Source organism: Chryseobacterium sp. MIQD13 (genome assembly GCF_050496705.1).
Classification (GTDB): domain Bacteria; phylum Bacteroidota; class Bacteroidia; order Flavobacteriales; family Weeksellaceae; genus Chryseobacterium.
The window spans coordinates 249,209-266,616 of record NZ_JBNWAF010000001.1 but is presented as its reverse complement, the minus strand read 5'-3'; the positions used below and the strand labels follow the sequence as shown (position 1 = coordinate 266,616).

The 17,408-nt window shown below is 34.8% G+C and carries 17 protein-coding genes and 1 tRNA gene; 6 read left to right on the top strand and 12 right to left on the bottom strand.

Features of this window, described 5'->3' with window-relative positions:
- Positions 1 to 43: 43 nt before the first annotated feature.
- The 3 genes from ACQWU4_RS01245 to ACQWU4_RS01235 form a co-directional block, all read right to left on the bottom strand.
- A complete protein-coding gene (locus ACQWU4_RS01245; protein WP_429933950.1) occupies positions 44 to 856 on the bottom strand; it encodes a 2,3,4,5-tetrahydropyridine-2,6-dicarboxylate N-succinyltransferase in 813 nt (270 codons plus the stop codon).
- A gap of 188 nt (positions 857 to 1,044) precedes the next feature.
- Positions 1,045 to 1,206, bottom strand: coding sequence for a bacteriocin-like protein (locus ACQWU4_RS01240; RefSeq protein ID WP_429933949.1), 162 nt, complete (start codon positions 1,204 to 1,206; stop codon positions 1,045 to 1,047).
- Between the two features lie 73 nt (positions 1,207 to 1,279).
- A complete protein-coding gene (locus ACQWU4_RS01235; RefSeq protein ID WP_429933948.1) occupies positions 1,280 to 1,852 on the bottom strand; it encodes a C40 family peptidase in 573 nt (190 codons plus the stop codon).
- A gap of 153 nt (positions 1,853 to 2,005) precedes the next feature.
- Between ACQWU4_RS01235 and ACQWU4_RS01230 the strand changes: the two genes are divergently transcribed.
- Complete coding sequence (locus ACQWU4_RS01230) at positions 2,006 to 2,650, top strand: hypothetical protein (RefSeq protein WP_429933947.1); 645 nt, start codon at positions 2,006 to 2,008, stop codon at positions 2,648 to 2,650.
- 36 nt (positions 2,651 to 2,686) lie between these two features.
- Here the strand turns inward: ACQWU4_RS01230 and ACQWU4_RS01225 are convergent, their stop codons facing one another.
- Complete coding sequence (locus ACQWU4_RS01225) at positions 2,687 to 3,055, bottom strand: hypothetical protein (protein WP_429933946.1); 369 nt, start codon at positions 3,053 to 3,055, stop codon at positions 2,687 to 2,689.
- A 426-nt stretch (positions 3,056 to 3,481) separates the two neighbouring features.
- Here ACQWU4_RS01225 and ACQWU4_RS01220 point away from each other — a divergent pair, with 426 nt between their 5' ends.
- Positions 3,482 to 4,165 (top strand): hypothetical protein, encoded by a 684-nt coding sequence (locus ACQWU4_RS01220; protein WP_429933945.1) that lies wholly within the window; start codon positions 3,482 to 3,484, stop codon positions 4,163 to 4,165.
- 134 nt (positions 4,166 to 4,299) lie between these two features.
- Here ACQWU4_RS01220 and ACQWU4_RS01215 read toward each other — a convergent pair whose 3' ends face one another.
- Both ACQWU4_RS01215 and ACQWU4_RS01210 read right to left on the bottom strand, forming a co-directional pair.
- Positions 4,300 to 4,464 carry a bacteriocin-like protein gene (locus ACQWU4_RS01215; protein ID WP_429933944.1) on the bottom strand — a complete coding sequence of 55 codons (165 nt, stop codon included), beginning with the start codon at positions 4,462 to 4,464 and terminating at the stop codon, positions 4,300 to 4,302.
- A 135-nt stretch (positions 4,465 to 4,599) separates the two neighbouring features.
- A complete protein-coding gene (locus tag ACQWU4_RS01210; RefSeq protein WP_429933943.1) occupies positions 4,600 to 5,403 on the bottom strand; it encodes a hypothetical protein in 804 nt (267 codons plus the stop codon).
- 395 nt (positions 5,404 to 5,798) lie between these two features.
- On the opposite strand from ACQWU4_RS01210, the gene ACQWU4_RS01205 reads away from it, so the two are divergent.
- The 4 genes from ACQWU4_RS01205 to ACQWU4_RS01190 all read left to right on the top strand — a co-directional run bounded on the left by ACQWU4_RS01205 (position 5,799) and on the right by ACQWU4_RS01190 (position 12,108).
- Positions 5,799 to 8,162, top strand: coding sequence for a TonB-dependent receptor domain-containing protein (locus ACQWU4_RS01205; protein WP_429933942.1), 2,364 nt, complete (start codon positions 5,799 to 5,801; stop codon positions 8,160 to 8,162).
- 124 nt (positions 8,163 to 8,286) lie between these two features.
- Positions 8,287 to 8,523 carry a hypothetical protein gene (locus tag ACQWU4_RS01200; protein WP_429933941.1) on the top strand — a complete coding sequence of 79 codons (237 nt, stop codon included), beginning with the start codon at positions 8,287 to 8,289 and terminating at the stop codon, positions 8,521 to 8,523.
- Between the two features lie 68 nt (positions 8,524 to 8,591).
- Positions 8,592 to 9,908 (top strand): radical SAM protein, encoded by a 1,317-nt coding sequence (locus ACQWU4_RS01195; protein ID WP_429933940.1) that lies wholly within the window; start codon positions 8,592 to 8,594, stop codon positions 9,906 to 9,908.
- Positions 9,895 to 12,108, top strand: a complete 2,214-nt coding sequence (locus ACQWU4_RS01190; RefSeq protein WP_429933939.1) for a peptidase domain-containing ABC transporter — start codon at positions 9,895 to 9,897, stop codon at positions 12,106 to 12,108. Before ACQWU4_RS01195 ends, ACQWU4_RS01190 begins: the two co-directional genes overlap by 14 nt.
- Positions 12,109 to 12,249: 141 nt before the next feature.
- Here the strand turns inward: ACQWU4_RS01190 and ACQWU4_RS01185 are convergent, their stop codons facing one another.
- The 6 genes from ACQWU4_RS01185 to ACQWU4_RS01160 form a co-directional block, all read right to left on the bottom strand.
- Positions 12,250 to 13,584: a hypothetical protein gene (locus tag ACQWU4_RS01185; RefSeq protein WP_429933938.1), complete on the bottom strand. Its 1,335-nt coding sequence runs from the start codon at positions 13,582 to 13,584 to the stop codon at positions 12,250 to 12,252.
- Between the two features lie 3 nt (positions 13,585 to 13,587).
- On the bottom strand, positions 13,588 to 13,986 hold the full coding sequence (locus ACQWU4_RS01180; protein ID WP_429933937.1) for a hypothetical protein: 399 nt from the start codon (positions 13,984 to 13,986) through the stop codon (positions 13,588 to 13,590).
- 554 nt (positions 13,987 to 14,540) lie between these two features.
- Positions 14,541 to 14,614, bottom strand: a tRNA-Ala gene (locus ACQWU4_RS01175).
- A gap of 159 nt (positions 14,615 to 14,773) precedes the next feature.
- Complete coding sequence (locus ACQWU4_RS01170) at positions 14,774 to 15,253, bottom strand: MarR family winged helix-turn-helix transcriptional regulator (RefSeq protein ID WP_429933936.1); 480 nt, start codon at positions 15,251 to 15,253, stop codon at positions 14,774 to 14,776.
- Positions 15,250 to 15,747, bottom strand: coding sequence for a GNAT family N-acetyltransferase (locus ACQWU4_RS01165; protein WP_429933935.1), 498 nt, complete (start codon positions 15,745 to 15,747; stop codon positions 15,250 to 15,252). The genes ACQWU4_RS01170 and ACQWU4_RS01165 overlap by 4 nt, the downstream gene beginning before the upstream one ends.
- 159 nt (positions 15,748 to 15,906) lie before the next feature.
- On the bottom strand, positions 15,907 to 17,322 hold the full coding sequence (locus tag ACQWU4_RS01160) for a TolC family protein (protein ID WP_429933934.1): 1,416 nt from the start codon (positions 17,320 to 17,322) through the stop codon (positions 15,907 to 15,909).
- Between the last annotated feature and the right edge of the window lie 86 nt (positions 17,323 to 17,408).

Below are 17,408 nucleotides of genomic sequence, written 5' to 3'. Positions count from 1 at the left end.
GTAAATTTTAAATGTGATCTTCAAAATTTAGAGATAATACAGCTTACACCGCTACATTATTTTCTCTCAAAGCATCATTAAGGGATGTTTTTTTATCTGTAGATTCTTTTCTCTGACCAATGATCAATGCACAAGGAACCTGGTATTCTCCGGCAGGATACTGTTTTGTATAGCTTCCCGGAATCACTACTGAACGTGCAGGAACTCTTCCTTTGATTTCAATAGGCTCAGAACCGGTAACGTCAATAATCTTTGTAGAAGCTGTCAATACAACATTAGCACCCAATACAGCTTCTTTTTCTACGTGAACGCCTTCTACCACAATACATCTTGAACCGATGAAACAATCGTCCTCAATGATTACAGGAGCTGCCTGTAATGGTTCCAATACACCACCGATACCTACACCACCGCTCAGGTGAACATTTTTACCTATCTGGGCGCAGCTTCCTACCGTAGCCCATGTGTCAACCATGGTTCCGGAATCTACATAGGCCCCGATATTTACGTAAGACGGCATCATAATCACTCCTGAAGCTACAAAAGATCCTTCTCTTGCGATGGCATGCGGTACAACTCTTACTCCTTTCTCTGCATAGTTTTTCTTCAAAGGAATTTTGTCATGAAATTCAAACGGACCTACCTCGATAGTTTCCATCTTCTGAATCGGGAAATACATTACTACGGCTTTCTTTACCCACTCGTTCACCTGCCATCCGTTTTCCGTAGGCTCAGCTACGCGAAGCTCTCCTGAATCCAACAGGGAAATAACTTCTCTAATGGCCTTCTGGCTGTCTTCATTCTGTAATAAATCTCTATTATCCCAAATGTTTTCAATAGTTTGTTGTAACGACATGTTTTCTGTTTAAATTAAATATGCTTCAAATATACAAAAACTTCATCAAAACCTCCTTTGACATCTCATCTGCACTATATTTAATTAAAATTCGAAACTGGTATTCTCCGGTTCTAGTAATGTTTCTATTTATAAAATAAAAAAGAGCGAAAACGCTCTTTTTCAATTTTTTTTTCTGCTTTTTGTCTTTAAGGTTCAAGTGTACAAAGGCATGTACATCTGCTTGGGATCCATATCCCTCCTGAAGGTCCACCGCAAAATTCATTACAATAGTTAGGAGAAGGCGGAGGACAACCGGCTCCTATAATAGCCATTTGTTCTTTTCTGTTTAGTTTTTTAAGATTTTTCATAAGAAATAGTTTTTAATTCACTTTAAAGTTAATTAATTATTTCCGCTTGAAAAAAAATCTGAAGAATTATTTACTACAAAATCCTTTGTGCATGAAGATAGGCTTTGTTCCAGTATTTTTCGTTTAATGAAGAAATAATTACTCCTTTTGAAGTGGAAGCATGAATGAATTTCACTTCTCCATCCGTCCCGATGTCATGAACGATCCCTACATGGGAAACCCTGCTTCCTCCGGCTGTTGCAAAGAAAAGCAGATCGCCGGGTTTCACTTCTTTGATATCGATTTTTTTACCGGCTTCAGCCTGATCTGTAGATCTGCGTGGAAGTGAGAAATCATTTTCTTCAAAAACTTTTACGGTAAATCCGGAACAGTCAAAACCTGAAGATGTATTTCCTCCGAATTTGTAGGGTGTTCCGATATATTTTTCAGCATCTTTCAGGATATCATTAACGGATCTGGAAATATTTCCATCAAATTTAGAATCCAGTTTTCTGAGATTTTCAGTTTTTGCAACAGTTTTGGTCCTAGTATTTTTTTTGGAAGACACATTCTTTGAAGATCCGCAGGAAACTGCAATAGCAGAGGCAATCATCAAAACAGAAAGCTGCTTTATTCTTAAGTTTTTTTCAAATAATCCCGGTATCATAGTCATCTGATTTTAAATGAAGTAACTAATTATACAGCAAATATACATTTTATATTTTAATTATAATATAACTATACTACAACTATATAATAAATATATGTTAAAATTTTGATTTCCTATATTTATTAGTATATTTGAATCCTATTTTGTGATATGGCAACGTATGAAAGTTTAATAAAGATTAAAGGCAGCGTAGGCGATCTGGTTTTTTACAGCCTGAACGGGAAAAATGTGGTTCGGAAAAAAAGTGGATTTAATAAAACGGCGTTTAAGAAAAGTCCGTCTTATGAGAAGGTAAGACAGAACAGCTCTGAGTTCGGGCACTGTTCAAAAGCCGGTAAAATAATACGAAGCTGTATTGAAGGCTATATTAAGGAAACCGGCGAACCCCTGCTCTATCAAAGGTTTGCAAAGCTGATGACAGCTGTCAAGGATCTTGACACTGCTTCAGAGAAGGGAAAAAGAACTGTACAAAATGGGCTTGCTACTGAAGAAGGTGTAAAATTGCTTAAAGAATTTAAATTTGGAGAGAAGAAAAATTTTAGTGAAAAGACTTCTGTTTGCAATGACAACGGAGAAATGATACTGAATTTAGCTGATACCCTATCAGCAGATGAAATTTTGATGATTACCATACAACCTGATCTGGAAGTATATTCTGCTGAATATTTTGAAGATAGGCTAACGAGTGGAGAAAAAGAAATCCGTTTTAAGAAGCATTTTAATGATGAAAAGCTTCTGCTTTATTTTTTAGTATTCAAGTATAGAGAAAATATTACCCATATGGGATTTGTTTAAATAAAAAAGTCTGCAGATGATCTGCAGACTTTTTGTTTATTGTTTGTCTCCTGTCCAGGTTCCGAATCTTGCCGGTGTAGGAACAGAGTTTGACCAGTTTCCGTTTCCTTTTTTCTCTTTTGAAAGGGTCCCTTTGAATTCTCCATCATCAGGCAGCCCGACTACAGCTGAAAGATCTCCGGTATCAGTTAAATTTCCGGAAATATTATAGTTTTCATCATTTACTGTAGAATGCATGGTACCGGTTACTTTTCCGTCGCTGGCCACCACAAGGTTCCATGTTCCGTCATCACTTCCAGTATACTTTCCTGACCATGTTCCTATATAATCATAAATAGTGTCATCATCAGAGCTGCATCCGATAAATAAAAAAGCTGTTAAAAGAAGTAAAAAAAGTTTCTTCATAGTTTCTAATAGTTTAATAACCTAATCAAATTTTATTGTTATTGATTCAGATTCTATTTCTTAAATAGAACATTGAATCCATGTTTGTTATTTTTCCGGCTTGTTCCGTGCAAATCTACTAATTTTTTCATTCAGATTATCTGAATTTTAATCAGCCAATTATATTTTTATGGATAAGCTATATATTTTGGCTAAAATACAATTATTTACCAAATAGAAACAAACAATCACCTTTCAACCTGTTAAAAATAGATACAAAATATCATGATTCTTATTAAGCACAAATAAAGCATTTATTTTATTCCAAAATAATAATTTTAATATTTTTTATTACATAATTAATAATTTAAATAAAATATATTTTCAAATTTATAAATATTTCTTACTTTAGTGAAAAATCTAAAACCATTAAAACTTATCAATAACATGAAAACAGGAATATTTCTTTGTGTTGCAGTAGCTTTATCCGGCAGTTTAAAATCTCAGGTAGGGATAAATACTTCTACACCTACTCATACTTTAGATATTAACGGACTGGCTAGAGTAAGAGGATTGGCCAACGCGGAAAGAAAAATAGTTGCGGCAGATCCTCAGGGAGTTTTAATTTTAATTTCGCCCGAAGAGGTTTTCTCTCCAAAGGCACTGCTCAATACCTCTACATCCCCTGCTGAACAAAGATTGACTGTTTACGAGGGAAAATGTTTCCAGCCGACAGATAACGCGTCTTCCTGTACTGTGAACGTAAATCATTATAGCTCATGTGCCGGTTTTACTCGTGCAGTAGATTCTCAAATTGTGGTAGGACAAACAATTAATACAGGTAATGGACAATTTCTGGGAACCTGGGCAGCCCGTTTCATCGATAATAAAGGGTATGTAGGCGGTATAACAGCAGCTGAACAGGTCGCTCCGGATTATCCCAGAATCTCTTATCCGGCTGCCAATACTGCCAATTATTTAGGGAGCGGATCATTTTCCGGACAGTGTAATGCAGATCTGGTAACTACCATTAACCAGACAACAGGTGACATCAAAGTGGAATCTGTGAAGAGAAGCATGTTTGCCCATCTGGTTTATCTTCTATCTATTTCACGATCCAGAAGTAATTAGGATAGATTTTTCATAAAATAAAAGGTAGCTGTACTATAATACGGCTACCTTTTTGACTGAAATCCTACAAAAAGGAAAAATAAATAATAAAGAAATGAAAAACCCTCTGAAAAGAGGGCCAACTAATTAAAAAATTATGGGTAAATACATCCACATACACAATCATACTGATCAAACTCCGGAGCACATACTCCTACTGCTTCACATCTGTAAATCATTCTAGGAGGACAATGTGGGATTGTAGTTCCACCCTGTACCTGCTTTAAGTTTTCTCTTGTTAATTTTTTTAGATTTTTCATAATTAGATATTTAATTTGCTTTAGATACCAAATATACAAATTAGACACCAAAAAGTGTCTTAACATAATAAAATAATTTCATCATTTTTTGCTTTTATTAGTTTTTTGAAAAAATATCAGCAGACACCATTAATCTTAAACTCTTTCCATAAAATAAAACCTTGTTATATTTTTAAAAGGAAAATTATAAATTTTGTGAAAAAATTTATACATGTTACTATATTCCGCAAATCGGTGTTTGTATACGATTTCTTTAATCATAAGCTGTGAAAACATCAGGTCTTCAACTACATCTATTATCTTCAGCTTAATTGTAAAATCATAAAAAGTAGTTCCAAAATACTGCCGGCAATCTTTCTGAAACTGAAGATAACTGATGTCATTCATTTTACTCAGATTTCGCATCTTAATGGAAGGGTCCGCTTTAAACTTTAAAAGAACATCATCAAGATAATATAAAGAGGAAGTGCAGAAGTTAATTTGCCTTAGATTGACTGTAAATTCATAAAGAAAACCTTGAGCTGTTTTAGCTGAATGATCCATTATACACAGCCCGAATACAGCAGACATGTCTGAAAAGTTTTTGCAGAAACTGATATGCAGCGGAACAACACTATATCCTGAATCACTACTAGTACCCGACGCAGATCGTATGGTTTTGTCAAGGTAAGAAATAATTTTATTCTCTAATGGTTCACTGTAAATGTCCCCGCCATCAAAGCGAAAATTTATTTCCCGCCCAGAATAAGAAAAATCATCCTGTAAAATATCAAGAGTCCTGAACAGAGCAGCGTATGCTTTAATTACCAACTGAATATAATCATTACACTGCTTTTCAGATAAATGAAGATCGTTGGTATTCCCGGATAAAAATTCAGATAGTAGTTGTATTGCCCTGTTCACTCTTTGCTCAACGAGAAAAAGAAGTCTGGCATTCATAGTTATTAGTTTTCATAATTAGGTTTAGTTTTTTATTAAATCACTTAATAGCGACTAATATATTAAAAATACGCTACTATCTGCTACTTTTTAATACAAAACAATTTTAATATTAAAAGAAAATCTAAAAATTCTGTCAATTATATAAAAAAAGAATATCCTTCGGTGAATCTATCCGGAAAATTTACACCAATCCTTGCAGTATTTTATCATATTTCCAACAAAAACATCACAACAAAGTGACATTAATACTTAAATCAAAGAAAAAATAAATAAATAGCAACAATTTTAATCTATTGATAACTAGTTAATTATACTATTAACCCTAAATAAAAATTATTTTTTTTTTGAAAATTTAAAAAATATTATTTCCTTAGTCGGAGAAAAAACTAGAAATGACCAACCCAAAACTTCTGCTTACGGCGCTTGCCTTTGGCATGCTATCCGGCACGATTACTGCCCAACAATATGCGCTTAGCGGAAGTGTTGTCAACAGTTTTAATGGTGACCTCCGGAATACCAATCTGCAGGTAAAAAATAAACTGACCCAGAATATTATAAATGCACAAACAGATACCTCAGGAAAATTCAAAATATTTTTAAGTAAAGGTATTTATACCCTTTTGATTACTCAGCTCGGAAAAAAATACTATGAAAAATCAATTGAGCTGAATGAGGATCTTGATTTAGGTATTATTACAATCAATAATGAGATTGCATTGGAAGGTGTTGTCATCAACGGACAGAAACAACTTATTGAAAGAAAAACGGACCGTTTGGTATTCAATGTTGAAAGATCAGCTTTTGCTGCCGGAGGAAACGGGCTGGATGCTATTACCGTGACACCCGGGCTTCAGGTAAGCAACGAAAGCATAAGCATGCTTGGAAAAAGCGGAATGGGCGTTATGATTGACGGGAGAATCATGAATATTTCGGGCGATGCACTCATCAGTTATTTAAAAAGCATCCCAAGCAGTGACATTAAAAGTATTGAAGTAATCACCAATCCCCCATCCAAGTACAGTGCTGAAGGAAACAGCGGACTGGTGAATATTGTTTTAAAGAAATCGCGGGCAGATAACTGGTCATCTTCTATTGTAACAAGCTATCAGCAAGGGAAATATGCCCAGCATTCCTCCTCCGCCAATTTCAATTATAAGAAGAAGAAACTCTCTTTATCATCTAATCTTAATTATGGATATGGTAAGTATTTCGGTGCAGAAGAGCTGGAAATAAAATATCCCGAAACATACTGGCATTCTGATAAGGAATATAGAAATAAAATAAATAATTTATCCGGCCGCCTAGCAGTTGATTATGATATATCCAAGCATTTTCAGATTGGTGCCATGTATAATGGAAGTTTAAGTAAACCGACCACAGAAGATGATGATTGGTCTCTGGAAAGAAATCCGGCTAATGCTAACCAATATCATACTGTTGGAAGAACCTCAAGAAAAAGAGAGCTTCATACTGCCAATTTCCACACTATTTATAAAATTGACAGTATAGGAAAACAACTGAATATGGATTTTGATTTTTTCACTTTTAAGGATAGAAGTGATAGAAATTTTGATGTATTCTTTAATAATTCATCAGCTTCTGAGAGCCGGAATCAGAATAATGCTCTTCAGACTATAAATAATTATTCCGTTAACCTTGATATGGAACATCCGTTAAAAGCTGTCAAATTAAATTACGGAGCAAGATTTTCTTTCTCGCGGACCAATAATGATCTTTACTCGGATATACAGCAGGTGGGTTTTACACAGCAGGATCTCTTTAAATACAGAGAAAATACCCAGGCAGTTTTCCTTTCAGGTGAAAAAGAAATCGGAAAAGAAAAAAAGTGGTCTGCCAAATTAGGTTTGAGAGTTGAAAATACCCAGCTGGAATCCGAGAACGTTTTTCTGGATAATAAAAACAATACCCATTATCTGAAATTCTTTCCAACTGCATATATTCAGTTTAAGCCTACTGAAAACAACACTATTTCACTGGATTACGGTAAAAGAATTTCCAGACCTTCATTTTCGAATCTGAATCCTTTCCGTATCTACAGCAGCCCTTTTAGCTATTGGGAAGGTAATCCTTCATTAATGCCTTCTTACACCCATAATATTGAATTAAACTATATATATAAAGATTTCCTGCAAAGTGTTTTATACTGGGAAAAAACAGATGATATGTTTGGCGGGATTGTGTTATTAAATAACGACAATATTACCCAGCGAATAACCCAGCTCAACTATGCACAGGGACAGACGTATGGATTAAGGCAAACGTATGTCTACAAGAAAAAAAAATGGCTGGAGAGTTATATAACGGCTTACATCGGGTATCAGAAAGCAACATCTGACATATACCCTTTAACTCCTAAGGAAATTGAAGGCTTTTTTAGTATGATAGCGCTCTCCGGGAATTTTTTACTCAGCAAGACAACGAGCACCGGATTTAATCTGCTGCACAGGTTTCCTAATAAATCTATTGATATGGTTGAGAATAAAACCAATACACTTCTGGATTTTTATTTTAAAACCAAACTTTGGAATAAACTGGGGTTTGTGTTGTCGGTGAATAATATACTTAAAGAATATCAATTTAATTCAGTGTCCGAACGAAGTGGTAACAGAACATATACGAACGGATATTATGATTCCCAATTTATCAGGTTAACATTAAACTACTCTTTTGGAGGGCAGATCAATGTAAATCAGAGAAATTACCGCAATCAGGAAGAAAGAAACAGAACAAACTGATTTGTTGTTCATTGATGTAATGGCCAGTACATTAAATGAATTATAAATATGCTTGCAAGCAAGGTCCAAAAACGGTTAATGACTTTAAATATTTACCGCATACTAATTACAAATCTTTATTATCATGAAATCAAACGAAAACAAATTCGACATCTCAAAATTTACTCAAGAAAATGACACTGTAAAAGGAGGTTTTTCAAAAGCATTAGGAGGAACTAGTGCAGGTTTTTCTAGCGCAGCAGGTTCAAACTTTGGAAACTGCCCTACAACAAACAGTGGAAACTGCGTAGCAGGATGTGGTACAACGACTCAGCCAACTCAGCCGACACAACCAACTACGACTACAACTATACAGTCATAAGCAATGCTTTTCTGTAACTAAGGGGCAGAAATGCCCTTTAGTTTTTTAACTAAAAACCCAAACTAACTATGAAATACAGCCAGTTCAACTCAATTGTGCCTTTCAATAACCAATATGCTTTATTCAATTCTTTTGAAAAGAAGGTTATTTTTTTAGACCCGGAACTAAAGGAGCTTTTGGAAGCTGGAAAAAGGGATGGTATTGATGAGCTTTCCGAAATTCACCCCGATTTCTATGATTACTTGAAAGAAGAATATTTTCTTGTTAATGAAGAAATTAATGAGGTTCAAAAGGTTAAAGATATATCGAAAAAAATTGACAATAACCCCAATATGTTCTATCTGATTGTCAATCCTACTATGAATTGTAATTTCAAATGCTGGTATTGTTATGAGACTCACATCAAAAAATCCAGATTAGAAGAAACGGTATTGGATTCTGTAAAAAAATTTATAACAAAAACCGTCTCTCAGAAATCTATAAAAACTTTTACATTATCTTTTTTTGGTGGTGAACCTCTGTTATATTTTAACAGAAATGTAACTCCAATGATCGACCATTTGGTTCAGGAATGTGAAAAATATGATACAAAATTTAATATTGCATTTACCACCAATGGCTATTTACTAAATGAAGAATTCATCAATTATTTTGTTGACAGAAATCTGGAAGCAGGACTTCAGATAACATTCGACGGATATGGAGAAGAGCATGATAAGGTGCGTTTTGTGAACAAAACAAGAGGCAGTTATAACGAAATTGTAAGCAATATAAAAAATCTGTTGAAGCATGATAATTTCTTCATCCGGGCAAGAATTAACTATACCCATGAGAATATCCACAACTGCTTTAAAATTGTTGATGAATTTTCTTATTTAAGTGAAGAAGAAAAGAAGAAAAAACTGCTTTTTGATTACCACAGAGTATGGCAGGATGACGAAGCAGACGGAACCAACGTTGTTGCCGACGAAAATGCCGAAAAAATGAAAACCAAAGGATTCAATACAAAAGTGATGTATTCTATCAACAATGTTCAGGACCCTTGCTATGCAGATAAAAGAAACAGTGCAACGATCAATTACAATGGGGATTTATACAAATGCACAGCCAGAGATTTTCTGCCTAAAAACAGAGTCGGATATATTACTCAGGACGGAGATCTTGTCTGGGAAAACAATCATCTTGAACGCAGGATGGAAGCCAAGTTTAAAAATCAGCCATGCCTGAAATGCAGATTATTGCCACTATGTAACGGCGGATGCAGCCAGCATGCCGTAGAGCATATAGAACTTGGTGATGAATATTGCATATATAATGGTGATGACAGTGAAAAAGACAAAGTAGTACTCAGTAAAATAGAAGAAATAGTGAATGCGTTGGCCTAAAAATAAATTTGCATTTTACCATCAGCTGCAAAGTACAGATTGTGCTGCCGCTTGTCTTGCCATGATTCTCAGTTATCATGGTAAAAAAAAATATTCTCTCCCTTTTGTAAAGTCTTTATTTGAATTTACACGGGTTGGTGTTTCTGTGGATGATCTTGTTGAAGCATCTGAGAAAGCCGGATTAAAGTCCACTCCCGTACAGATAACGATTTCCAATTTAAAAGAAATACCCCTACCTGTCATATTATTCTGGAAACAGGATCACTTCGTGGTACTGGAAAATATTGTGGAGAAAAATAATCAAAGTACCTATTTCTTAGCTGATCCCGCCTATGGAAGGATTCAGCTGGATGAGGAAGGCTTTTCCAATGAATGGCGGGGAACAGGCGATAAAGGTATACTCATTTATTCTGAAAAAGATACAGATTGGGAAGCATCAAAACTACCTGCTGAAAAGCCTGAAAGCTTTTTAAAATCCGGTTTTTTTAAAGAAGCGGTAGATTATATTAAAACCCGTAAGGGAAGTTATGTACTGTCTATTCTTTTAATAGTTATCGGATTGATTATCAACAGCAGCATTCCTTTTGTCTTCAAAAATATAATTGATGAAGGGATATTGCAGAAAAACTCCAATCTTATATTGCTTCTGCTTGCGTCACAGCTCGTCCTTTTTATTTCCAGCTTTATCAGTGATTTCTTCAGTAATTTATTGCTTACAAAAATCAATTTTAATTTAAGCATTTCACTGAAAAGCAACCTCCTGAAAAAATTGATGAATCTGCCGATCCGTTATTTTGATACCAGACTTAATACAGAGACTCTTCAAAGGATTAACGATCAGCAGAAAATTCAGAATTATGTTACCTGGAAAGGAGTCGATTTTCTGATAAGCATCCTGAATATTTTATTATTTGGAAGCATCCTGTTTTATTTCAGTAAATGGGTATTTATTGTTTATCTCGTACTTTCTGTCATAAGTGTTGCATGGATCTTTTTATTCCTGAAAAAACGGGCAGTTCTTGAATATGCCTTATTTCTGAAACAATCAGAAAACAATAACCATATTTATGAATTTATCATGAATATGCCTGAAATAAAGGTAAACAACGCCCAGATTTTTTCCATCAATAAAATACTGGCAATCCAGAAAAAACTAAATTCAATTGAACTTAATTCCCTATTTCTGAATATGTACCAGCTGGTAGGTGTGAACTTTTTATCAAAACTTAAAGAGATCACAGCTATCGGTATTTGTGCCATTCTGATTATGGACGGGAAAATGAGTTTAGGGGTTCTGATGAGTATTTCCTATGTTATCGGGCAGCTTTCTTCTCCTATCAACAGGCTGGTAAGTTTGGTAAAAGATACCCAGGACGCTGAAATTGCCTCTAAAAGAATTGGTGAAATTTATAATGAGCAGGAGGAAAACCTGACAAGGACAGTAAATCTTACTACACCTGTTAACACACTTTCCATTAATAATATTTCCTTTAAATATCCGGGAAACTTTAATCCTTTTGTTTTAAATGACATCAACTTTAAAATCCTTCCCAATAAAGTCACTGCCATAGTAGGCTCCAGCGGAAGCGGCAAAACAACCCTATTAAAAATATTACTGGCCTACTACCCTGTTACTTCAGGAAAAATATTATTGAACAGCATGAATATTAATGACGTCTATGCAGATCAATGGCGTGAAAGATGCGGTATAGTACTTCAGGACGGACATATATTCAGTGGTACGCTTGCTGAAAACATTGCTTTTACTGAAGAAGCAATAGATCATCAAAAATTAACTGAAGCTGCAAGAATCGCATGTATTGACTCATTTATCGAATCCCTTCCTATGGGATATAATACAAAAGTCGGAAATATCGGTATTCAGCTAAGTGGTGGCCAGAAACAGCGTATCTTAATTGCCCGGGCAGTTTATAAAGACCCCGAATTCTTATTCCTTGACGAAGCCACTTCAGCACTGGACGCAGAAAATGAAAAACAGATTTATAACAATCTTCAGTCCTTTTTTGAAGGAAGAACGGTTGTTGTTATTGCCCATCGTTTATCAACTGTAAAAAGTGCTGACCAGATCATTGTCCTGAAAAACGGAAAGATTGCAGAAATAGGTAATCATTATAAACTTGTGGATACAAAGAATGAGTACTTTAATCTGGTAAGAAACCAATTGGAGTTGGGAAATTAAAATATAAAATTTACCCGTAAAAAATAAAATCCTGCAATTTTTAATTAACTGCAGGATTTTTTAACTTTTAAACTTTACTAAGATTTTCAATGATAGTAAGCTCTGTCTATTTCAAGAGACTATATGCGATCAGTTGCTGCTTTACCAACCCATAATCGTTCCTAAATTCATCTTGGTTACAATCCCAAAAGTAATTCTCTCCAGCGGAGGACGAAGATTCTGATCCAATTCCGGTTTCATTCTTTCTTCATTATTATTTATATCCGGTAGTTCAACATAAAAACCACCTAAAAATTTACCTTTAAGGAAATAGAAACCGCTACCTATATTTGTTTTATTAAATAGCAGTGAAGTATCTCTTGAAAATAACCTTGCCCGCAAATATGGATTCAGCAATAAATGATAGCTGTTTTCTTTTTCCAGTTTTATCCTCCAAACCAGATCGGCATTGAGATTATTAACTTCTACCTCACCATAGGTCCCGCCATAGCCGGTTATTTTGCTTTCTTCTCCCAACGACTGGCCTCCAATGTTGGTTGTTTTTCTCAGAGTATATTCTTTTTTATCCAAAACTTCAAAATTATTGGTAGAAGTATAACTGTAAGTAACCCCAACCCAAACATTACGATTCTGATAATTAATGCCTATACCAATATTTCCTCCTCTATCGTTAATATTTTCAAAACTATTAGCCAGATTGGTACTGTCAACAGCCTTAAACATTTTAAAACCTAAAGCAGAAATTCCACCAAATCCAAAAACGGTGAACCTCTGAAAACTGCCGGTTTTAAATTCATCATGTAAGGCTTCCAGTTTTTTATTATTTGCTTTTTTCTTTGATATCAAATCTTCTTTACGTTCCCTGGTATAAGAAGCAAGTTCGGCGTAGGCAAGCTCCATTTCCATATCGGAAGCTTCCCTACTAATTACCTCGTCATAAAATTCTTCGACTTCAGTCAATGAATTTAATTTGGTATTTAATGATTGTTCAAAAAGTTCACGCTTGGCTGTATTAGAAATTTGAGCTGAAACAGTTTTAATTTTTGCAGCAAAATCTGTTTTCATTGCTTTTCGTAAGTCATCACGTGTTTTGCTAAAATCTTTTACCAGTTTTGCCCTTCTTTCCAGCTCAGCTACTTCAGCTGTATTGAACGCATTGGAAAATGTAATCCCTCCGTACAAAGAAGCTGAACCACTTGGAACCAACCCACCACTACTAAATAAATTCCCGATTCCCTCTTCATTTTTCACTTTAATGTCAATACCGAAAATGGGCTTTATTTTTTTTGCAGTAACTGTTTTATCAATATTATTAGCTCCAAAGGCCAATTCTGCTTTTGCAATATCTATACCTACTCCAAATCCTTTTAAGGGAATAGTACTTTTACCATCAGCACTTTGGGTAAGACCTTGCGCCAAATAGATAACCGGTGTCACAAGAAAGGTGACAATAACGATTTTTATGATATTCAACATAGCTTATGGAAGTTTTATATCATTTAAAAACAGGCCACCTTTACCGGAATTCTCAAACTTAAGAAGCCGAGGGGATGCAAAAACATCTTTGTTTTTGGTCAAATCTTTAAGCTGTAATGATCCTGTCCCCGATGGAGAAACTAAACTTGCCCGAACTTCCAGATAAAATGGTTTCCCGCGATCAGCGTAAATCTGACCGTTCAGCTGTATATCGGTTACTTCAGTGCCATTCACATCAAGAAGATAAATTTCAATTCCTTCAGCTTCAAAAGTATATTCAAAATTAGAAGCCCTTTCAGTTATTTCCAAAAGCTTGAAATACTTGTGATTTTTTTGTTTCCTGCTCACAAAACGTTTTTTAAATTCCTGTGTTTGTGATAGAGTTTTGACTTGTTTTTTCATGATTGTAAGGTTATTAGTGTTAATATCTGTTTATAAGAACTTTAATAAGTTTAAGATATCAGGTAAATTTCCAATCAAATACTTCAGATAGAAGACTTTTATTTTATCCTTAAAGCCGAAAGAATGGCGAATAAGGATGACGAATACATTAACTGAAGAAAATTCTACAGTAAAATAAACATAGGGATAGGTTACAAGTGATAAAGCTGAAATTTTTCATCAACAATTCCTATTCAGGATTTTACGGCAGCCCAATAGTTGGGTTGAAAAAACTGAACTTACTTTAATTGTAGAATTTTAAATGAAATATTCGATTTGCTTATATAAGTTACCCTAATAGTTATTATTAGGAACCTTTTAGCTTCCTCTTTTTACGTATTCACCTGAATGTATGTTGTGTATTGCTTAGCCATGATTATTGTTTTTAGTTTAACTAAATATACTAAATTAAAAACAAAAAAAGAGGAAAATTTATAAAAACAAATCCTTGTAATTATCAGTAAATTACAAGGATCTAATTGTTAAGCCTTTGATAAAATTATCATCCGCTTCTGTGGAGAATACGGGATTCGAACCCGTGACCTTTTGACTGCCAGTCAAACGCGCTAGCCAACTGCGCCAATCCCCCTACTTGCTTAAAGCGGTACAAAAGTAAGTATTTAAACTACATATCCAAATATTTTCTCACTTTTTTATCAGAATTCATTCGATTCTTTTTCTCTTTCAATCCAAAGTTTGAATTGATATAAAAACATACTATCTAATAAATAACTGACAGTCAAATAATTTACTTCCCTTTCTTCATCTGCATTGCCCGCTGATAAAAAGACTGCTCTGCTATTTTTTCTTCGGCTTCATTAATCGCTGCCAAAAGGTGATTCCTATTATCTGCAATTTCACCAAGTACTTTTGATACCAGCTCCCAAACAGGCTTCATTTTTTCAATCAGTTCAATACCTTTTGGAGACAGGACAATAAGCCTTTTACGTTCATCCTGTTTATCCTTTTTCGATTGAATAAGCTTTTGCTTTTCCAGTTCTTTCAGCAAACTTATGGTTGATGGATGAGTATACCCTATTTCATTGGCTATTTCTACTACGCTCAGCATTTTTTTATGATGCAGGGTAAAGATTACAGGAAACCACTTGGGTTCAAAATCAATATCAAAAGATTTATAGATCAGGGCACCATCTTTTCTGAGCTGTTCGCTCAGACGCTGCAGCCTTGTTGATATGGCCAGAATGCCGGATTCATCTATTATATTCATATAGTTCGATTTACATTTAAATAATAAAAAACATTATCCGCATTCATCAACGGAAAACGAGCCGGAAGATTTTCTTTTTCAACCTGTAAAAAATCATTTCGTTCATAAAAACGCATAGCTGCCTTCAGTATATTAACGGTTCCAAGATATACAGCTTCTATTCCATTTTCACGACAGAAAGAAATTAAAACCTCTAGAAGTTCCTGTGCAATATTAAGTTCTTTTCCCCTGAATTCTTTTTTCACAAACATTTTACGGACAGCCCCTGCTTTTTCGTCAAATTTAACCAATGCAATTGAACCCACAAGTTCACCATCAATAAAAGCTCCCCAGAAGTTTCCGCCGGATTCCATATAAAAGCTTTCAATCTGTTTCAGATCCGGTTGGTCTTCTATCGTAATAGGAACATTAAATTCCTTTTGCTGGATAGTAAGAATTAAATCAATAAGTTGATCGGAATAGCTATTATTTAATTGCTGAATAGTTGTTTTCATATACATTTTATTTTACACGACAAAACTACGTAGTTTACTACATATATACAAAATGAAAACTGTTTTTTATAAAAAAATTAACACTTAACTTAAACTGTATCAACAAAAAACGCATGCCTTTTCTGACATGCGTTTTTACTATTTTTTTGATTGAAATTATTATTTCCATCCTCCGCCAAGAGCCTGGTAAAGCTCTACGGCAGCTTTCATTTTACTGTATTCTGCATTGGAAATATTCAGTTCTGCATTTAATGAGTTAACACTTGCATTCAATACTTCAAGGTAGTTCGCCATACCGTAGTTAACAAGTTCCTGGGAATATTCAACAGAATTTTTATAAGCATTCAGCTCCTTCTGTTTCAGTTCAATAAAAGAATCCTGAACTGAAAATACCCTGATTGCATCTGAAACCTCTTTTCCGGCTGTAAGAACTGTTTTTCTGAAGTTCAGATACGCCGTTTCCTGATTGGCCAGACTTACTTCATAGTTGGTTTTGATTGCTCTCCGGTTTAAGATCGGCTGTGCAAGACCACCCACAACACTTGCAAACAATGAATTTACACTGAATAAGTGATCAATATCCATAGATTGAAGTCCTCCGTTTCCTGTAATTTTTAAAGTAGGATAAAACTGTGCTTTCGCAGAATTGGTGAGTTCAAAAGTATTCATTAGATTATACTCCGCTCTCATTACATCCGGTCTGTTGGCCAGTAGCTGTGCAGGATATCCCAATCTTAAATCAATCGGAACTTTCTGGCTTTCCAGTGTAGATCTTTCAATACTATGAGAAGGTTCTCCCATCAACAGACTCATTGTATTTTCTAACAACTGAATCTGGGTGTCCATATCAATCAATAAGGACTTTGCATTAAAAACTAACGCCTCACTCTGCTGAACTGCAACTTCTGTCACTGTTCCGGCTACTTTTAAAGCTTTAGTCGTTTCTAAATTCTTTTCACGAACCGCAATTGTTTCTGTGATGATTCTTTTCTGGTCATCAAAAGTAAGCAGCTGATAATAAGCGGAAGCAATAGAGGCAACCAGATCACTTTTTACAGCTTTATGTGCTGCAACAGTTCCCAGATAAGTAGCCAGCTGAGCCTTTTCCTGAGCTCTCATTTTACCCCAGATATCAGCTTCCCATCCCAAGCTCGCCGTAATGTCAAGCTGATTGATATAACGTCTCTGCCCGAACAATTGCCCGGTTTGTGTATTTAAAGACTGAGTCTGGAAAGTATAACCCGGTCCTACTGTTAAAGTTGGCTCATAGGCTGCTTTACTTTGCTTTAAATAAGCTTCTGCAGAATTAATACTCTGCAGGGCAATTCTTATATCTAAATTATTTTCTAAAGCCTTTGAAATATGCTTTTGAAGTATAGGATCGGTAAATATTTCTTTCCATGAAACATTAGCAACCGTTGTACTGTCAGAAGGAAGCATATCGGTACGGAAAAGCTTTTCGTCCACAACGTTTTTCGGTCTTTCGTAATCTTTTCTAGCCATACAGGATGTAACGGCACCAAGAATTGCGACTGAAAAAGTTATTCCTTTTATGATGTTTATTAAACTCTTCATTATTTTTAATTAGAAGTTAGAGTTTAGAAGTTAGAAGTTAGTTTTAGACTCGTATCTCTAATTTCTAACTTCTAATTTCTTAAACC